The sequence below is a fragment of the Pseudomonas sp. FP2196 genome (genome assembly GCF_030687715.1).
Taxonomy (GTDB): Bacteria; Pseudomonadota; Gammaproteobacteria; order Pseudomonadales; family Pseudomonadaceae; genus Aquipseudomonas.
On the sequence record NZ_CP117445.1, the window covers coordinates 4415222 to 4433850 of the forward strand.

At 59.2% G+C, this 18629-nt stretch carries 19 protein-coding genes; all 19 read right to left on the reverse strand.

What is annotated here, in order from left to right; all coding sequences use genetic code 11:
• Nucleotides 1-152: 152 nt before the first annotated feature.
• A complete protein-coding gene (locus tag PSH79_RS19700; protein ID WP_305439120.1) occupies nt 153-1082 on the reverse strand; it encodes a PfkB family carbohydrate kinase in 930 nt (309 codons plus the stop codon).
• Complete coding sequence (locus PSH79_RS19705; protein WP_305439121.1) at nt 1075-2541, reverse strand: cytosine permease; 1467 nt, start codon at nt 2539-2541, stop codon at nt 1075-1077. The genes PSH79_RS19700 and PSH79_RS19705 overlap by 8 nt, the downstream gene beginning before the upstream one ends.
• Before the next feature lie 168 nt (nt 2542-2709).
• Complete coding sequence (locus tag PSH79_RS19710) at nt 2710-3708, reverse strand: ADP-ribosylglycohydrolase family protein (protein WP_305439122.1); 999 nt, start codon at nt 3706-3708, stop codon at nt 2710-2712.
• Nucleotides 3705-4418: a GntR family transcriptional regulator gene (locus tag PSH79_RS19715; RefSeq protein WP_305439123.1), complete on the reverse strand. Its 714-nt coding sequence runs from the start codon at nt 4416-4418 to the stop codon at nt 3705-3707. Before PSH79_RS19715 ends, PSH79_RS19710 begins: the two co-directional genes overlap by 4 nt.
• A gap of 230 nt (nt 4419-4648) precedes the next feature.
• Entirely contained in the window at nt 4649-5617 is a 969-nt protein-coding gene (araH, locus tag PSH79_RS19720) for an L-arabinose ABC transporter permease AraH (protein ID WP_305439124.1), read from the reverse strand.
• 12 nt (nt 5618-5629) lie between these two features.
• Nucleotides 5630-7174, reverse strand: a complete 1545-nt coding sequence (araG, locus tag PSH79_RS19725) for an L-arabinose ABC transporter ATP-binding protein AraG (protein ID WP_305439125.1) — start codon at nt 7172-7174, stop codon at nt 5630-5632.
• Between the two features lie 48 nt (nt 7175-7222).
• Complete coding sequence (locus PSH79_RS19730) at nt 7223-8227, reverse strand: substrate-binding domain-containing protein (protein WP_305439126.1); 1005 nt, start codon at nt 8225-8227, stop codon at nt 7223-7225.
• 146 nt (nt 8228-8373) lie between these two features.
• Nucleotides 8374-9192 carry an SDR family oxidoreductase gene (locus PSH79_RS19735; RefSeq protein WP_305439127.1) on the reverse strand — a complete coding sequence of 273 codons (819 nt, stop codon included), beginning with the start codon at nt 9190-9192 and terminating at the stop codon, nt 8374-8376.
• Between the two features lie 270 nt (nt 9193-9462).
• Nucleotides 9463-10338, reverse strand: coding sequence for an SMP-30/gluconolactonase/LRE family protein (locus tag PSH79_RS19740; RefSeq protein WP_305439128.1), 876 nt, complete (start codon nt 10336-10338; stop codon nt 9463-9465).
• 39 nt (nt 10339-10377) lie between these two features.
• A complete protein-coding gene (locus PSH79_RS19745; RefSeq protein WP_305439129.1) occupies nt 10378-11094 on the reverse strand; it encodes a FadR/GntR family transcriptional regulator in 717 nt (238 codons plus the stop codon).
• Nucleotides 11095-11265: 171 nt separating this feature from the next.
• Entirely contained in the window at nt 11266-11826 is a 561-nt protein-coding gene (locus PSH79_RS19750) for a DUF1285 domain-containing protein (RefSeq protein ID WP_305439130.1), read from the reverse strand.
• A gap of 15 nt (nt 11827-11841) precedes the next feature.
• On the reverse strand, nt 11842-12447 hold the full coding sequence (locus PSH79_RS19755; protein ID WP_187677786.1) for a DUF4823 domain-containing protein: 606 nt from the start codon (nt 12445-12447) through the stop codon (nt 11842-11844).
• Between the two features lie 92 nt (nt 12448-12539).
• Nucleotides 12540-13508, reverse strand: a complete 969-nt coding sequence (locus PSH79_RS19760; RefSeq protein ID WP_305439131.1) for a GTP 3',8-cyclase MoaA — start codon at nt 13506-13508, stop codon at nt 12540-12542.
• A gap of 137 nt (nt 13509-13645) precedes the next feature.
• Nucleotides 13646-14284 (reverse strand): TetR/AcrR family transcriptional regulator, encoded by a 639-nt coding sequence (locus tag PSH79_RS19765; RefSeq protein WP_007908276.1) that lies wholly within the window; start codon nt 14282-14284, stop codon nt 13646-13648.
• A gap of 340 nt (nt 14285-14624) precedes the next feature.
• Entirely contained in the window at nt 14625-15410 is a 786-nt protein-coding gene (locus PSH79_RS19770) for a TatD family hydrolase (RefSeq protein WP_305439132.1), read from the reverse strand.
• A 15-nt stretch (nt 15411-15425) separates the two neighbouring features.
• Entirely contained in the window at nt 15426-15782 is a 357-nt protein-coding gene (locus PSH79_RS19775; protein WP_095188582.1) for a PilZ domain-containing protein, read from the reverse strand.
• 42 nt (nt 15783-15824) lie between these two features.
• Entirely contained in the window at nt 15825-16808 is a 984-nt protein-coding gene (locus PSH79_RS19780; RefSeq protein WP_305439134.1) for a DNA polymerase III subunit delta', read from the reverse strand.
• Nucleotides 16801-17433 carry a dTMP kinase gene (tmk, locus tag PSH79_RS19785; RefSeq protein WP_305439135.1) on the reverse strand — a complete coding sequence of 211 codons (633 nt, stop codon included), beginning with the start codon at nt 17431-17433 and terminating at the stop codon, nt 16801-16803. The genes PSH79_RS19780 and tmk overlap by 8 nt, the downstream gene beginning before the upstream one ends.
• Before the next feature lie 19 nt (nt 17434-17452).
• Nucleotides 17453-18628 (reverse strand): endolytic transglycosylase MltG, encoded by a 1176-nt coding sequence (mltG, locus tag PSH79_RS19790; RefSeq protein ID WP_305439136.1) that lies wholly within the window; start codon nt 18626-18628, stop codon nt 17453-17455.
• Nucleotide 18629: the final 1 nt, after the last annotated feature.

Sequence of the window (18629 nt, forward strand, 5' to 3'; positions counted from 1 at the left end):
TTTGAGCCTGTAGGAGCAGCCGAAGGTTGCGATCTTTTGATTTCGACTTTTGAAAGCAAGATCAAAAGATCGCAGCCTTCGGCAGTTCCTACAGGGGGTCGTGCTTGGCACAGCTCCAATGTGGGAGCTGGCTTGCCAGCGATAGCGGCGGTTCAGTCGCCGAAAGTCTCGCTGATCAACGCATCAACCTCAGCACTCCCCGGCGCAGTGGCCGGCCCCCACCGCGTGACCGCCAGTGCCGCCGCCGCATTCGCTCGACGCGCCGCTTCATGCGCGCCCAGCCCCTGCGCCAACCCGGCCACAAACACCCCGGCATGGGCATCCCCGGCACCATTGCTGTCCACCGCTTTGACGGCAAACCCCGGCACATGCCGACGCTCGCCACGCTGATGAATCCAGCAACCCTGCGGCCCGTCGCGCACCACCATCAGCACATCCTTTGGCAGGTGTTCAGCAAGCCGGTCCAGCGCGGTGCCAATATCTTTGGCCCCGGTAAATCGCAGCGCCTCGACACTGTTGCTGGTCCACACATCGATGCGCGGCAGCAATGCTCGCATCAACGGTGAATCCGGCGACTCCACCAGCGGCCCCGGATCGAACACGACGTTGATCGTGGCCGGCAACGCCAGCGTCCAGTCGAGCAACGGCTGAGCCTTGCCTTCATGCAACAGGCTGTAACCGCTGACGTAAACATAGTCTCCGGCCTGCGCCGCGACGCTGTTCAAATCCTCGACCGTCACTTCACCTTCAGCACCGATGTAGGAAATGAAACTGCGCTCGGCCGAAGCATCGGTCAGCGCCACACATAAACCAGTGTCGCTTTGCGCAGGCGTTTTGATGCCTATGTGAATACCTTCTTCATTCATCGCCTGACGCGCCAGATCACCGAAACGCCCGGTGCCATGACGACCGAGATAGACCACCGGCAGGCCGTTACGCACCGCCGCCGCCATCACGTTGAAGCCACCGCCGGCCTCGAAACCGGCAGACTGCGCCAGCACATCGCCGCCGATCTGCGGCAGTTTTTCCACGGCCATGACCAGATCGATGATGACCTGGCCGGTGTGCAACATCTTAGGCATGAGCATTCTCGACTTGCGCGGCGCGGCGATCTTTAGCCCCGCCCAGTAAGAAGTAAATGCCACCGGCGACCACGAACGTCACGATCCAGCCGAGGCCGTTGTGGCCCAGCCACGAGTCGGACAAGAAGCCCTTGAACCAGACATTTTCCGCGGTGGTGCCGATGGTGGTGAAACTGAAACCGAGCACAATCGCAATCGCCCACGCACCGAACGCGCGCCACTCGACGCCGCCGCGATACCAGTAGGCGCTGCTCGGGCTGACATCGAGCAGGTCTTTCGGGCTGTAATAGTGACGGTGAATCAAGTCGACCACGAAGATCCCGACCCATGCGGTGATCGGTACCGCGAGCAGGGAAATGAAGGTAATGAACGGGCCGTAAAAGCTGTCGGCGATCAACATGAAGTAGATCGAACCGGCAAAGATCGCGACGATATCGACCACCACCGCGTAGACGCGTTTGACCTTCAGGCCCAGGGTCAGTGTGGTCAAACCGGCGGAGTACACCGACAGGTTGTTCGACAGCAGCAGACCACCGAACGCGGTGATCAGGTACGGCACGGCCATCCAGGTCGGCAGCATGTCGCGGATTGCCACGATCGGGTCAGTCGCCGACGCAAGGTCGTTGTTGCCCACCGAAAGCAGGCCGCCGAGGGTGATCAGCAGCACCAGCGGAATGCCTGCGCCGAACGCCGCTGAAGCGACCAGGCGCACAGCCTTTACGCTGCGATGTTGATAGCGCGACATATCGGCGCCGGCGTTGGCCCAGCCGATACCGGTGCCGGCGGCCATGGTGCCGATGCCGATGATCATTGCGCTCATCGGCGCAGGTGTAGCGTTGAACACCGCAGTCCAGTCGATGGTCGCGCAAAGGAAGCCGCCGACCAGAATGTTCAATGCGCCGAACACGTAGGTCGCCCACTTTTGGATTACCAGCAAAGTGGCATGGCCGAGGCCAGAGACCGACAGGGTCAGCAGGACGAAAATCGCGATGAAGATCAGCGTCAGCACCGGCGCACTTTTCGCTTCAACCGGCGAGCCGAACAGGATCGAGCACAGCGACAACAAGACGAACGCGGCGGTGGTGGTGTTGACGGTTTCCCAGCCCAGCCGCGACATCAGCGAGACCAGGGTCGGGCCGATGTTGCCGCGCACGCCGAAGATCGCTCGCGACAGGGTCAGGCTCGGCGCTCGACCTCGACGGCCTGCGATGGAGATGATCCCGACCACCGCAAACGAACCGGCAGCGCCGATGATCGCGACGATGATCGCCTGCCAGATCGCCAAGCCGCGAAACGCAACCAGCGTGGCACCCAGCGGCAGACCGAGAATGGAAATGTTAGCCGCGAACCAGACCCAGAACAGTTGCAGCGGATGCCCGTTGCACTCGGCTTCCGGGACCGGCTCGATGCCGCGGGTTTCCAGTTGCCCGGCGCTTTGCCCGGCGGTTGATGAACTCATGAAAGTGCTCCTGTTGCCTTTTTTGTGTTTATGGGCAATTCAATAACCTGCTCATCCCCTGCAGGAGCTGCCGCAGGCTGCGATCTTTTGACCTTGATTTTGTGGCGGGCTGAAGACTGCTGAAGATCAAAAGATCGCAGCCTCCGGCAGCTCCTACACAGGGTTTGCTCAGCGCAGAGTGAGGAGTCCTTGCACCAACGGTTCAAGCTCCAGATCATTGACGGCTTTCACCGTCTCGATCATCGCGACAGGCCAACTCTCAAGACCCAGGCAGGCCCCAAGCATTGCCCCGAGTATCGCGGCGATGGTGTCAGTGTCTCCGCCAAGACTGGCGGCCATGCACAACGCATCAAATGCACTCATCTCACCGACGGCCACTTGCTGCGCCAGCGCGAACGACACCACCACCGACTCCTGCGATGCCACCGATGTGCCGATCACGTTGTAGAGCAGATCCGCGAGCAACGCTTTGTCGCTGTCAACGCTAAGGGTGCGTGCCCAACTGATGCGCGACGCGATGCGCCCACCGGCCACCCAGTGCCCGTGCGACTCCGCTTGCTGAGCAATCTGCTGACCGAGGTTCAACGCCTCGCCCAGATCCATGCCGTTAATGCCGGCGGAAACCACCGCCGCCACCGCCGCCGCGCTGGAAATCCCCAGCGTGGTGTTGTGGGTCACCTGACAGGCCTGCACCACGGCCGCAATAAAGCTCTCGGGATCGACAACGTCCGCCGCAATCCCCACCGGGGTGATGCGCATCGCCGCGCCGTTGGTGGTGCCGTAGCGTCCGGCCTCTTCCGGTGAATGGCCGGCGAGGATCATTTCAATAGCGCGTTTGGTCGATGGGCCAAGCAGATCCTGCGAGCCCTTGGCCTGCATTTCGGCTTCCCACTCGATCAGCCGTTGCGCCAGCACCGCCGGCTCGATCCTGCCCTTGCCTTCGATCAACAATTCGCCGACCAGAATCGCCTGCTCGGTGTCATCGGTGATCGAGCCTTTGGGCATGTTGGCGGCGATCGGTTGCAGCGGGCCGGCATCCTGCAGATCGGTGATCTGGCCGAAGCGGGTCTTGATCGTTTCGCGGTTCAGCGATTGCGTCGGCATGCCCAGCGCATCACCGAGGGCCAGGCCATAGAAAGCGCCCAGGGCACGGTTGAGCGTGGTCATTTCGATTCTCCAAATTGCAGGTGCATGCGGAAATGCACCGGATCGAGCAGGCTTTCGACCTGCTCCATGAAGCGGTTCTGCCGGTCGTAGGTGGTACGCAAGGCTTTGAGGAATACGGTGCCGACCGGACGGCCGAGCAGCTCGGCATTTTCGGCATTCAACGGTTCGGCGCCGATCCACTGATCGCCCCGTTCGCCGATGTAGCCGTAGGCGGCCAAGGTGATGGTGAGGGAATTATCGATCAGACCGACTCGCGGCAGGCTTTCCAGGCCGCCGGTGGCGGGCATCAAAGAGCGTTCGAGGGACACCAGCGTGCCGTCGTTGGAACGGCGACGGCGGTCGAGGGTGATGAATTGGTCGGTGCCGAAACGCGACAGCAGATCAGTGCGGGTCACGGCTTCCAGGCGCAACACTTCGGTATTGACCAGCGCCCCGCTGTCGGCGAGCGCCTGCGCCCAGCCGCTGCGCTGGTCGAGCGCGACACCGTCAAACGTGACGATCGAGCCGACACCGCTTTGCGTGGCGATGTATTTGCGCCGCTTCAGTTCGGCCAGCGCTTCGCGCAGCGTGCCACGGCTGACCTTGAATTCTTGAGCCAACTGATGCTCGCCGGGCAACAGAAAGCCGTCCTCCATGAGGCCGCTTTCGATGCGCCGGACGAGTTCGTCGACCACCCGTTGTTTCTTGTCAAATCGTACCTGTCTAATCATGTACAAAGTGATAACCGAAACCGGCACGGCCGGGCAAGGAAAATTTAAGGGAGGTGACAGAAGGCGCGAAGGCGATGTGATCCCCTGCAGGAGTGAGCCTGCTCGCGATTACATCAGCACATCCAGCTTCAATGTGGCTGGAAGACCGCTATCGCGAGCAGGCTTACTCCTGCAGTTTTTTGCGCTGAACAAGCGTTCAGCGCCGACCGCGAACCCCTCTAGGAATGGGTTCAGCGTTGTTTCAGGCGATCGATGACCACGGCTAACAACAGGATCGAACCTCGAATCACATACTGATAAAACGTATCGATATTCTTCAGGTTCATCGCATTCTCGATGATCGCCAGAATCAACACCCCGGCAATCACATGCCGAATCATGCCGATCCCGCCACTCAGCGACACTCCGCCCAACACGCAAGCGGAGATCACCGTCAGCTCAAAACCCTGGCCGATCATCGGCTGTCCGGAGGTCATGCGCGATGCCAGAATCACCCCGGCCAACGCACCAATCAAGCCATGCACGGCGAAGATGATGATCTTGGTCCGATCAACGTTAACCCCGGCGAGCAACGCCGCTTCCTGGTTGCCACCGATGGCCATGGTATTGCGCCCGTAGGTGGTGTAATTCAGCAGCCAGCCGAAAAACAGGAAGCAGACGATGGTGATCAGGATCGGCACCGGCACGCCGAACAACTGGCCATTGCCGAAGACGAAGAACGATTCCTGCGAAACGCCGACCGCTTTGCCGTTGGCAAAAATGTAGGCCAGACCACGGACAATCTGCATGGTCGCCAACGTGGTGATCAACGCATTGACCCGCAACTTGGCAATCACGATGCCGTTGATCAGGCCTACAATCAGCCCCATCGCCAGCGCCGCACTGACACCGAGGAAGACGCTGTTGGTGTCGCGCATAACCACCGCCGCGACCACACCCGCGCAGGCAATCACCGAGCCCACAGACAAGTCGAAGTGCCCCGATGCCAGGCAATACAACATGGTGCACGCGGCAATCCCGGTGGTGGAAATCGCCAGGCCGAGGCCACGCATGTTCAGCGGCGAGAGAAAGTTGTCGATCAGCAGCGTGCAGGCCACGAAGATGCCGACGGCTGCAAACAGCATGACCCAGTCATCAAGGAAGCGCCGCATATCCAAAGGTTTGCGCTCGGTCGGCAGGGTTTCTTTCTGGGTTGTCATCATAGTCACCTCTCAGTTCGCCACGCCGTCAGCGCGGTGGCGCGGCAAAGCCAGTTGCAGCAGGTTGGATTCATTGGCCTGGTCGCGGCTGACTTCGCCGCGCAGGGCGCCTTCGCACAGCACCAGGATGCGGTCGGAAATGCCCATCACTTCCATCAGGTCGCTGGACACCACGATCACCGAAATGCCGTCAGCGGCCAGGTTATGGATGATCTGGTAGATCTCGGCTTTGGCACCGATGTCGATGCCACGGGTCGGTTCGTCGAGCAGCAGGACTTTCATTGGCATCGACAACCAGCGGCCGAGAATGGCCTTCTGCTGATTGCCACCGGAGAGAAATTTGATCTGCTGACCGGCATGCGGCGTTTTCACTTTCAGCGCCTTGATCTGCTTGTCGGCGTTGGTCTTTTCCCAGAGTCCGCGCAACAGGCAACCGAGACCGGAGTGCGCGCCACGGGCGCTGATATTGATGTTCTCGGCGACACTGGCCAGCGGAATGATCCCTTCCTTTTTACGATCCTCTGGACACAGCAAAATCCCGGCAGCAATCGCATCGCGGGGTGAACGTAACTTCAGCTCGTGACCACGCAGTTCGAGGCGCCCGGCGGTATTGCGTTCCAGGCCACTGAGTAAACGAAACAGCTCGGTGCGCCCTGCCCCGACCAGGCCGAACAGCCCGAGAATCTCGCCTTTGTGCGCCTCGAAACTGATCGGCTCGCGCAGACCCGGGCCCAGCAAGCCGTCGACTTTCAGCGCCACGGCGCCGCGCGGGCGATTGCGGTAATCGTAGATGTCCTGAATGTCGCGCCCGACCATGCAGGTCACCAGTTGATCGTGGGTCAACTGGCTCATGTCCTCGAAAGTACGCACGTAGCGACCGTCCTTGAACACGGTCACCGCGTCGCAGATGCGGAACACTTCTTCCATGCGATGCGAGACGTAGAGCACCACTTTGCCCTCGTCGCGCAGGCGACCGATGATCGCCATCAAACGATCGATCTCGCGGGCCGAGAGGCTGCTGGTCGGCTCGTCGAAGGCGATGACATGGGCGCCGCGCGACAAGGCTTTGGCGATTTCCACCAATTGCCGTTGGCCAAGGGACAAGCGTCCGACCTTGGTCTGCGGATCGATTTCGTCGGCCAGGCCCTTGAGGCAGTTCAACGCTTGCTGACGCAAAACGCCGCGATTGATCAGGCCGAAACTGGCAGGCAAGTGGCCGAGAAACAGGTTCTCGGCCACCGTCATTTCTGGCACCAGATGCAGTTCCTGGTGAATAACTGCCACGCCGCTGCCGATGCTGTCGGCAGTCGATTTAAACGCCATCGTCTGCTCGCCGATCTGCAACTCGCCGCTGCTGGGGATGTAAGCGCCACCGAGGATTTTCAGCAGAGTCGATTTACCGGCGCCGTTCTCGCCCATCAAAGCGTGGACTTGGCCGGGATGGGCGACGAAGCTGATGCCGTCCAGCGCTTTCACGCCGGGAAAGGATTTGCCGATCCCGTTGAAGCGCAGGCTGCCGCCAGCGTTGTGTTGTGTTGTTTGTACTTGCGCGTGCATTTAAGCCACCTCAATCAAACGGCCCGGTTGCCCGGGCCGGCGTTGCCGTCAGTTCCACAAGCCGATTTTTTCCAGCTCTTGCTTGAAGTTCTCGCGGGTGATCAGGGTGACGTCATCCATGGCGGTGTACTTCGGTGGCTCTTTGCCGGTGGTGACCCACTCGTACATCATCTCGGCGGTTTTATAGCCTTCGATATGCGGGCTTGGCAGCATCGAACCGAAAAAGCCGCTGTTGGGCTTTTTCAGCTCGCCGATAGCGTCGGTGCCGTTGATGCCGATACCGATCACGTTGGCCGCAGCGAAACCGGCCGCTTCGGTGGCTCGTACGCCGCCGAGCACGGTGTTGTCGTTCATGCCGCCGATGATCAGGTTCTTCGCCGCGCTCGGCAGTTTCACCAGCGCCGAGTTGGTGGCGTCCATGCTGCCCGGTACGTCGAGGGTTTTCAGGGCGGCGAACAGAATGTGGTCCTTCGGCATGCCGGCCTCTTCAAGGGATTTCACCGAGCCGTCGGTGCGTTTCTTGCCGGTGTCGAGTTCGTTGTAGGTGTTGACCACCGCGTAAGTGTCTTTCCAGTCCCAGTTACGCTTTTTCGCTTCGGCAGCCATCGCGGCGCCCTGCTTCTGGCCGACTTCGAACGCGGCCATGCCGAGGTACGGTACGTCCTCCATGAACTTGCCATTGGCGTCGACGAAACGGTCATCGACAGCGATCACCTTGAGGTCATTGATCTTTGCTTTGGCCATGATTGCCGGGCCGAGGGACACGTCCGGCGGGCAAATCACGAAGCCCTTCGCACCGTTGGCGGCCAGGCTGTCGATGGCCGACAGGGTCTTCTCGCCATCCGGCACGGCTATTTTGATCAGTTCAAATCCCTTGTCCTTGGCGGCTTTCTCGGCGAATGCCCATTCGGTCTGGAACCACGGTTCTTCGGCCTGTTTGACCAGAAAGCCGATTTTCACGGTATCGGCAGCGAGCAGTGCGCTGCTCAGGCTGAATGCGCTGACCGCCAGCGCGGTAGTGCACAGGGTGCGAATCCCGAAACGACGTTTCATAAGCTGACTCCTTGTTATTTTTTTTGAGCAATATTTTTGAAAAGCGTTAAAGCGTTCGAAGCGTGTTACTGCAAAGCCTATCGAAAATAGTCATATCGTATGATGATTGGATTTCAAGCGGACTTATCCGCATGAAACCCGTTCGCTCAGTCGTGGTACATCACCGAGCGACCACCATCGATGGTGATACATGAAGCATTGATGAACGGCGCCTCGTCGCTGGCCAGGAACACTGCCGTCATCGCCACTTCCAGCGGCTGACCGATGCGTTTCGGCGGATGCAGATCGAAGGCTCGCTGACGCTCGGCGTGCGGATCGGCAAAACCGTTCCAGTAATCAACGTTGAGTTGGGTTTCGATATAGCCCGGGGCGATGGCATTGACGCGAATGCCCTTGGCCGCGTATTCGATGCCCAGCGCGCGGGTCAGGCCGAGCAAGCCGTGCTTGGCCACGGGGTACGGGAAGCAACCGGGAATGATGTGTGAAGAATGGGTCGAGGCGATGTTGATGATGCTGCCGACGCCCTGCTCGATCATTTGCGGCAATACCGCTTTGCAACCGAACCAGGCGCCGTCCAGATCAATGGCGAAACAGCGCTGCCAGTCTTCTTCGCTCATCTGCAGCGGATCACGGAACACGTTGACCCCAGCGCAGTTGACCAACACGTCGATGCGCCCGTGCCGTTCGACGGCGAGTTTGGCCATGGCGTGGAGATCCTGCTGGCGCGACACATCAGCCTTGAGCGCCTGCACGTCCGCGCCCTGCTCGCGCCAGTGGGCGGCAACCTTTTCGACCTTTTCGACTTGAATATCGCTGATCAGCAGTTTCGCTTGCTGCGAGGCGAAGGCCGCGACGATGGCTTCACCGATGCCTTGGGCAGCGCCGGTCAGCAGCACGACTTTGTTTTTCAGGCGCTCACCCTTGGGCGGTGCAGGCACCGGCGGCAGGGAAAGAGGTTCAGCCATGAATCAGGACTCCTGTTCGCAAGCGCAAAAAAACCGGGCATCTGACGATGTCCGGTCTGGAAAGCGTTTGAAACAAAACAGGCAGGCGCCCATGACAGCATTGAGCTGTTGCGATACGCCGACTCCGTTGAGGAGTGCGATAGAAATTCGCTGCATCACTTCACCTGTTTTGTTCTTTTTAAGTGTGAGTGCGTGTTACTGCTGGAGCCGACTATAAACCCGACCACCAAATAATCTCAATATATAATTTTACATCCCATATTTTGGGATCTATCCTGCAAAACGCGTACAGAGCTTTCCTGCGACATCGACCCGCAACGACAGCACGGCGCCGTCCAATGCATGGTTGAGCGGACTGTGGGCGCTGGTGATGTACAGGGTTTTCAGATCTTCGCCGCCGAATACGCAACTGGTCGGCCGACTGATCGGTAAATCAATCTTGCGATCGATTTTGCCTTCAGGCGTCAAGCGCAGCAGACAACTGCCGTCCCAACGCGCGTTCCACACATAGCCTTCACTATCCATCGCCGAACCGTCCGGACCGCCCTGTTGATCGGGGCCATACCAGATGTAAGCGGTGTCGAGATTGCCGTCGGTGTGAACGAAATAGCGATAAAGCGTGCTGTCGAGGCTGTCACCGAACAGCAGCGTGCTGCCGTCGTCGCTCCACAGCAGCGTGTTGGGAATTCCCAAACCGCGCAGCAGTGGCGTGACGCGTTTATCCGGATCAACACGGAACAGTCCACCCGAGCGGCGGATGATCGGCAGGTCTTCGCCCTGCTCGCCGATGTTGTTTTGCATGGTGCTGAGCCATAACCGGCCCTGAACATCACAGCGAGCTTCGTTGGCGCGGTTGCCGGGTTGCGGATCAGCGACGCAGAACAGGGTCAGGCGCGGTTCAAGTCCCGGAGAATCGAGATCCAGTCGATAAACGCCACTACTCAGGGTCACCAGCGCATCACCGCTGGCACAAGGAATGAACGCCGACACATGCTCGGGCATTTGCCAGATCTGCACGTTCTGGCCGATCAGGCGCAAGGCTTGCTTGCCAGCAATATCGACCCAGTAAAGCGCTTGCGTCGGTGCGTCCCAGAACGGGCCTTCGCCGAGTTTGGCGCGGTGTTGGGTCAGTGCAGTCCAGGTCATGGCGATCCTTCTTTGTTGTTGTTTTTAGTGTGTGGGTATTTAGCCGGCTTTTTTGTCAGCCATGACTTTCGGGTAAAAGCGTTTGATCGCCAGGTCCGCATTGTCGATCAGCGTCATGCAGGCCCATACGCCCCGCGCGGAATCACGAGCGGCGATGGCGTCGGCCATGTCTTTGTGGATCGGCAGGGTGCGACGCAGCTCATCGGGGTCGGCTGCGGAAACTTCGAACGACACCGCAAGCAAGGCGCCCAGGGCCGGGACCATTTGTTCGATGAACTGATTGTGGCTGGCAGCGAGAATGCATTCGTGGAACGTCTGGTCGGCACGGTTGTAATCGGTGCCACTGTCCACTGCCCGCTCAAGCGCGTTATAGGCCAGTTGCACCGCTTCGATCTGTTCGAGGGTCGCTCGCTCGCAGGCCCAGCGCACGGCCATGGGTTCGATGGTGCGGCGCAGATCAAGCAGGTCATCGACGAAGTTTTCCGGAAGCCCGTTGCGCGACAGCCAACCGACGACTTGCGGATCAAACAGATTCCAGCGCCGCACCGGCAACACGCGAGTACCGACTTTCGGCCCGACTTCAAGCATGCCTTTGGCGACGAGGGTTTTGATGGCTTCGCGGATGACCGTGCGGCTAACCCCGAGCTGTTCGCCCAGATCGGCCTCGACCTTGATGGTCTGCCCCGGTTTCACCTGGCCAGCGGCGATCCAACTGCCGAGCCAGTCGACCGTTGACGCATGAAAGCTGCTGGACATGAACACCTCAAAGCGGATCGCGATGGATGTCTACGCTAATCATCATACGATTAACAGTCAACACAAAATCAATGTAGGAGTGAGCCTGCTCACGATAGCGGTGTATCAGTCGAAATCATGGCACTGACATACCGCTATCGCGAGCAGGCTCACTCCTACACGGTTTTGTGTTCAGGGTTCGAGGCCGATGCGAAAGAACTCGCCGCCGCTCCAAACGCCGAGCCAGCGCTGGCCGCCGATTTCGCGACTGACCGCCAACTCAACCAGTTGATAGAACACATTGCGGTGAATCAGCGCTTCCAGGTTGGTGCGCACATGCACATACGGCGCAGGCTCTTGCGTGGCAGGATCAATCTCGACGCGGATCGGGTGCTCGGGCCCGACCTCTGCGGTTTCGTCGACGTTGGTGGTAAAACGCAGCACCTGCGCCTCGCCCTCGCCTTCAACCTCCACGGCAATCGCTACAAACGGCGCGTCGTCGACTTTGATCCCGACCTTCTCGACCGGGGTAATCAGGAAATAATCATCGCCGTCGCGGCGGATGATCGTGGAGAACAACTTGACCATCGGCTTGCGCCCGATCGGCGTGCCCAGGTAATACCAGGTGCCGTCTCGGGCGATGCGCATGTCGATGTCGCCGCAGAAGTCCGGGTTCCACAAATGCACCGGCGGCAGGCCTTTGGTTTTGGGGATCTGTCCCAACAGGTCATGGGCTTTTTGCGGGCCACTCATGGCGTACTCCTTGGCTTATTGGTCGCCGACCCCCAACAGGCTGCGTGCATATTGAGCAAGCGGCGGGCCGATCAGGTCTTCGGGCTTGTTGTCGTGGAACGTCAGTAAACCGCCACGACTCTTGATCCGTGCAGTATCAATCAAATACTGGGTGCTGGTCTCGATCAACATGATCTGAATCACGCCGCCATCAATGCCCAGGCGATCCACGTATTCCTGATCGAGCCATTCATCGGAGTTACCAATACGGTCGTCGGCCTTGGCGAAACGCGTGTACAGCAGGTAATGAGCACCCGCATCGCGGGCTTCACCCATTGCCTGGTCAAGGCCTTCGGGCGCGCGCGCGCGACGGACCATCGGGAAATACTCGACAAAACCCTTGAAGGCTTCCTCTGCCACCACGTTCGGTCGCGGATACGAACCACCCGGTGGTGCAAAGGCGCCCTGAGCGATGTAGATGAACGAGTCCGGCTGAATGCGGAAGTTGTTCACGCGGCGGCTGTCGCTGTGATCCAGCAGCCCCGCGTCGCTCATGTGGTAGCGAGTACCTTCGGCCATATCGCTGACATTCATGCAGCCGCCAAGCGCCAAAACGGCCAGCAGCAAAACCAGGCTACGCATCCTCATCCTCCAGAAGCCGGTGACGGAAAACCGGCGAATGGCCGTTGAATGCAGCTTTTGCGCCAGCTCGCGGGTATCGCGAATGCGGTTGTTCAGCCGCCGATGATTTTCATGACGGTCGAGCCGCCAGAGAACGCCACTTCCTGCTTGTCACCCAAGGCTTTGACCAGCAGCCTTTGCAGCGCTGGCAACGCTTGATGACGTGGTTTGTCGAGCAGATCGCCGACGTAATGGCGATTGCTCGACGATAGGCAACCGTGCAACCAACCGGTCGACGACAAGCGCAACCGCGAGCAAGTCCGGCAAAACGGCACGCTTTCGTTGGCAATCACGCCGAAGTTACCCAACCCGGGAATAGAGTAACGCACGGCCGTGGCGTCCACGGGAGCATCGGTTTGCGCGTACTCATAACGCTCGCCAATCAGCTCCAGCAACTGTTGCAGACTGACAAACTGTTGCAGGAAGGCATTGGAGTCTTTGGCCAGGTGGCCCATGCGCATCAGCTCGATGAAACGCAGTTCAAATCCACGCTCAAGACAGTAATCAAGCAGCGGCATCACCTGATCGAGATTCTGCCCGCGCAACGGCACCATGTTGACCTTGATCTTCATTCCGGCAGCTGCGGCCTGATCCATGCCGTCGAGCACTGTGGCCAGGTCGCCGCCACGGGCAATACTGCGAAACGCGCTGGCATCGAGAGTATCGAGGGAAACATTGATCCGGCGCAGACCGGCGTCTACCAGCAGCGGGAGCTTTTTGGCGAGCAGTTGGCCATTGGTGGTCAGGCTGATGTCGTCAAGCCCCATCTTGCCGACGGCAGTCATGAACGCTTCGAGTTTGGGGCTGACCAGCGGCTCGCCACCGGTAATACGTAGGCGCTCGATGCCTGCGGCTTCGATCAGATAGGCCACGCCGCGTGCCATGGCTTCGGCCGACAGTTCATCCTGCGCAGCGACCAGCCGCTTGCCGTTGGGCACGCAGTAGGTACAGGCGTAATTGCAGGCTGAGGTCAGACTGATCCGCAAATTGCGAAAACGCCTGCCTTGACGGTCAACGATCATGATCACTCCGGCGATAGAAAATCGAGCCGCTAAAACTTGACTCACAAATCAAGTTTTAGCAAGCCCTATGCCTGAGTATATTCCTGCGATACTGCGCCATGTAGCGAAATAATGGCGCAATAAGGGAAGTGAATGGCTCAGCTGCTCGGCGTTTCCGGGTCGCGCTTGCGCTTGTTGCCCATGCGCACACCGATATCCATCAGGAACTGGAAGAAACCTTCCTGATCTTCCAGCACATTGCTCCAGAACGGCGAGTGATACAGCGCTACTGCGCCGTGCACCAACGCCCAGGAAGCGCAATAGTGGAAGTACGGTGGCACATCTTCCAGCTTGCCTTCGCTGATGCGGCCCTTGATCAGCAAGGTGAGGCGTTCGAAATTCGAGGCACGAATCTTGTGCAGCTCCTCGACCATCTCCGGCACCTGATTGCCCTTGACCACCTTTTCTTCGAGGCGATCAAACAGGCGATAACGCTGAGGGTCACGCATGCGAAATTCGAAGTAGGCGCGGGACAGCGCTTCCTTGTCCTTGTCGACATCGGCGGAGTGCAGCAGCTCGTTCAAATCGCGCTCGTAATCGAGCATCAGGCGCAAATAGATCTCGGCCTTGGACTTGAAGTGCTTGTAAATCGTGCCTTTGCCGATACCCACGGCATCAGCAATCATCTCGACGGTGACACTGTCTTCACCTTGGTCGAGGAACAGCTTGAGCGCGGTATCGAGAATTTCTTGCTCGCGGCGACGAAACTCACGGACCTTACGAGGTTCTTTGTGCATAAGAAAAGGTCTGAAGGGTCAAAATTCGAAGCCGCGTATTATGCCTAACTTGCGCAAAAATGCACGGATCATCCGACCATATCTGTGTTTCCTGTTCGTTTTGGGAACGATTGGGGCGCAATGAGAACTCAACTGAAGCGAACGTATTCCAAATTTGTTTAAAAACCCCGACCGGCTAACTGGACTGCACGCCAGACTGATCAATACTTGAACTGTCGGGCGGCATCTCCCCCAAGTGCCGCGCCGATAAAGGTACCAAAGGATCGCGTGCCTTTGTTTTACTCCTAATGGTCTTAACCCGGATTCACCCCCCAGAACCCGGGTTTTTTTTGCCTGCGATTCAGCCTTTTACATGGGCCAACGGGAACAGCCGCTTGAAGTTCTCGGTGGTCTGTTCGGCAAAACGCTCATAGTTTTCGCCGCGCAGCATCGCCAGAAACTCGGCCACTTCGCGCACATATTGCGGCAGATTCGGTTTACCGCGATAAGGGATCGGCGCCAGATACGGCGAGTCGGTCTCCACCAGCAGGCGATCCGCAGGGACTTTGCTCGCCACATCGCGCAAGGCGTCGGCATTGCGGAACGTAACAATACCCGACAGCGAAATGTAATAACCCATGTCCAGCGCGGCCTTGGCCATGTCCCAGTCTTCGGTGAAGCAATGCAGCACACCGGCCTGGGGCAACGCCGCTTCACGCAAGAGTTCAAGGGTATCGGCGCGGGCGCCACGGGTATGGATGATCACCGGCTTGCCGGTCTGCTGCGCCGCTTGCAGGTGCAGGCGGAAGGACTCCTGTTGCAGCTCGGCGGCTTCCGGCTCGTAGTGGTAGTCCAGACCGGTTTCGCCGATCGCCACCACTTTCGGGTGATCGAGTTCGTGCAACAGCCAGTCCAGCGCTGGCGCCGCACCGGGCTGCACATCCAACGGATGCACGCCGACCGAACAGTCGACGTCTTCGTATCGGTCGGCCAGGGCTTTGACGTCAGCGGCGTTGTCGGCGCTGACGCCGATGCACAGAAAGTGCCCTACCCCGCGCTCGCGAGCTGCATCAAGCGCGGCATCCAGCGAGCCGTCATGGGCGGAGAGGTCGAGGCGATCAAGGTGACAATGGGAATCTACGAGCATAAAAAAGACTACAACTTACATCGTATGAGTGGGACGGTCGGACTTCAGGGCTCCGGCCAGATGGGTTTCGATGCGACTGCGCGCGGTGTTGTCGCCATCGTTGAACTGCACGCCGACACCCGCCGCGCGATTGCCTTGCGCACCTTTTGGGGTAATCCAGGTGACTTTACCGGCCACCGGAATCTTCTCCGCCTCATCCATCAGGTTCAGCAGCATGAACACCTCATCACCCAACTTGTAGCTCTTGTTGGTCGGGATGAACAGGCCACCGTTCTTGATGAACGGCATGTAGGCTGCATAAAGCACCGACTTGTCCTTGATGGTCAGGGACAAAATGCCGTTGCGCGGCCCAGGGCTGATGGGTTCATTCATGTTGACCTCCACTGCTGATGTTCAGAGTCTAGGTACACATTCTTATCTTTGGCCAGGCAATCCTGCCCATTGCACCAACAACGCTTCCAGCAGCAACGCCGGATTAAGGTTGGCCTTGCTCATGACTTTCTGCCGTTGAGCGAGAATCCAGTCCTGAATATCGAGCACTTTACCCTGGGCGCTTTTTTGCGCGAGGTACTGCACCACCTTGCGCATATCGGTCAGACCGAGCCCTGCTTCATCCTGGGTCAGTTGATAGCGCAGGATCAGGCTCGACCAATCGCAGAACCAGTCGAACAGCCGCAGCATCGGAATGCTTTTCCATTCTTCGGCCAGTTGCGTCGGCGATTGCTGCTGCTTGAGCAGTTTCTTCACCCCTTCAACTACCTGCGCACGCTGTTCGCGAACGCCTTGGGACTGAAGGCTGACCGCTGCCAGCGGCGACCCAGCCGCCAACGTCAACAGCTCGACACGTTCCTCTGCGGAACATTCCGGCAGCGCCTGCTCCAGCCATTGCAGGCTCATGGCCTCGCCCGGCAGTGGACAAGCCTGCTGCACGCAACGACTCTTGATCGTCGGCAACAAACGGCTCGGCTGGTGACTGACCAGCAACAGCACGGTATCGCCGGAAGGCTCTTCAAGACTTTTGAGCAAGGCGTTGGCGGCGTTGATGTTCATCGACTCCACCGGTTCGATCAATACGACCTTGCGCCCGCCCAGTTGCGCGGTCTGCACCACGAAACTGACCAGATCGCGCACCTGATCGACCTTGATTGCCTTGTCGGCTTCTTCCGGCTCGAGGATGTAATTGTCCGGGTGGCTACCGGCCTTGAGCAACAGGCAGGATTTGCATTCGCCGCAGGCTTCAGGCGTCGGACGCTGGCACAGCAAGCTGGCCATCAACCGCTCCGCCAATGCCCGTTTACCGATCCCGGCCGGGCCATGCATCAAATAGGCATGTGCGTGCTGCTTACGTCCGGCCAGTTGCTGCCAGAGGCTGTCTTGCCATGGGTAGGCCTCAGCCACGTGCCAGCTCCAGCAAGTTCGGGAGCAAAGTATCCAGCGATTGCTGAACCTTGGCCAATGGCTGACCGGCGTCGATCCGCACGTAGCGCGCAGGATCGGCTTCAGCCCGCTTCAGGAATGCGCTGCGCACCGCTTCAAAAAATGCCCGGCCTTCCAGTTCGAAACGATCAAGACGACCACGAGCGCTGGCGCGAGCCAGACCGATTTCTACCGGCAGGTCGAAAATCAGGGTCAGGTCCGGGCGCAGATCACCTTGCACAAAGGTTTCCAGCGCGGCGATCCGCTCCAGCGACAAACCGCGGCCGCCTCCCTGATAGGCGTAAGTCGAATCAGTGAAACGATCGCACAACACCACCGCACCGCGTGCCAATGCCGGGCGGATCACTTCAGCCAGATGCTGAGCGCGCGCGGCGAATACCAGCAATAGCTCAGTGTCCGGGTTCATGACTTCGTCGGTCGGGGCCAGTAGCACGTCGCGAATCCGCTCGGCCAACGGTGTTCCGCCGGGCTCGCGGGTCAGCACCACTTCGATACCGGCGGCGCGCAGGCGCTCGGCGAGGTATTCGCGGTTGGTGCTTTTACCGGCGCCTTCCGGGCCTTCCAGGGTAATAAACAAGCCAGTCACAGGCAGTCCTTAATCAAAGTCATTGCGTGTTTTGTGGTGCAGCGGCATCCGGGGTCGGCGCGGATTCCTGAGGCGCACCCGGCAGCAGCGACTCAGGCGTGGTGTTCGGTGATGCCGCAGGAATCGCGTCCTCGGTGGCTGTACCCGCTTCAGGCGTCGTCACTGGCGCGGGGCTGGAGCGGTAATCCGCACGTCGCTTTAGCTGGAACTCACGCACTGCATTGTTATGTGCATCGAGGTCGTCTGAGAAGACATGGCTGCCGTCACCCCGCGCGACGAAGTACAGGCTGCTACCTGCCACCGGGTTCAGCGCGGCATGAATCGCTTCGCGCCCGACCATTGCAATCGGCGTAGGCGGCAAGCCAGGAATAACGTAGGTGTTATACGGCGTCGGCTCCTTGAGATGAGCGCGGGTCAACTTGCCGGTGTAGCGATCACCCAAGCCATAAATCACCGTCGGATCGGTCTGCAACTGCATGCCCAACGCCATCCGCCGCACGAAGACGCCGGCAATCTCACCGCGCTCCTGCGGCACACCGGTCTCCTTTTCGACCAGCGAAGCCATGATCAACGCTTGATACGGCTCGCTGTACGGTGCATCGGCAGAACGCTTTTCCCATTCCTTGGCGAGCACTTCGTCGAGACGATCAAAAGCCTTTTTCAGCAGTTCGGTATCCGACACGCCGCGCACGAAGCGGTAGGTATCGGGGAAGAAGCGGCCTTCCGGGAACAGCCCCTTGTGGCCAAGCTTTGCCATCACATCGCTGTCGCTCAAACCCTTGAGGGTCTGCTCGATTTTTTCATCTTTGGCCAGAGCGGCGCGTACCTGATGGAAATTCCAGCCTTCAACCAGCGTCAGACTGTACTGAACCACATCGCCACGCTTCCACGAGTCGATCAGGCCATTGACGGTCATGCCTGGCTGCATGCGGTATTCACCAGTGTGGATTGGCGTACCGGCAAGATTGAAACGCCAATAGACCCGAAGCCAGAAAGCGTCCTTGATGACGCCATCGGTTTCGAGCTCGAGAAAAGTACGGGTCGGTGTGGAGCCTTTTGGCACATCCAGCAGTTCTTCCTGCGTGATGTTCAGGGGCTGTTCCAATGCGGAATGGATCTTCCAGGCGCTGGCGCCCAACAGCAGCCCTGCCAGAACCAGTCCGGTTTCCAGCAGCAGCAAAAGTTTACGTCTCACG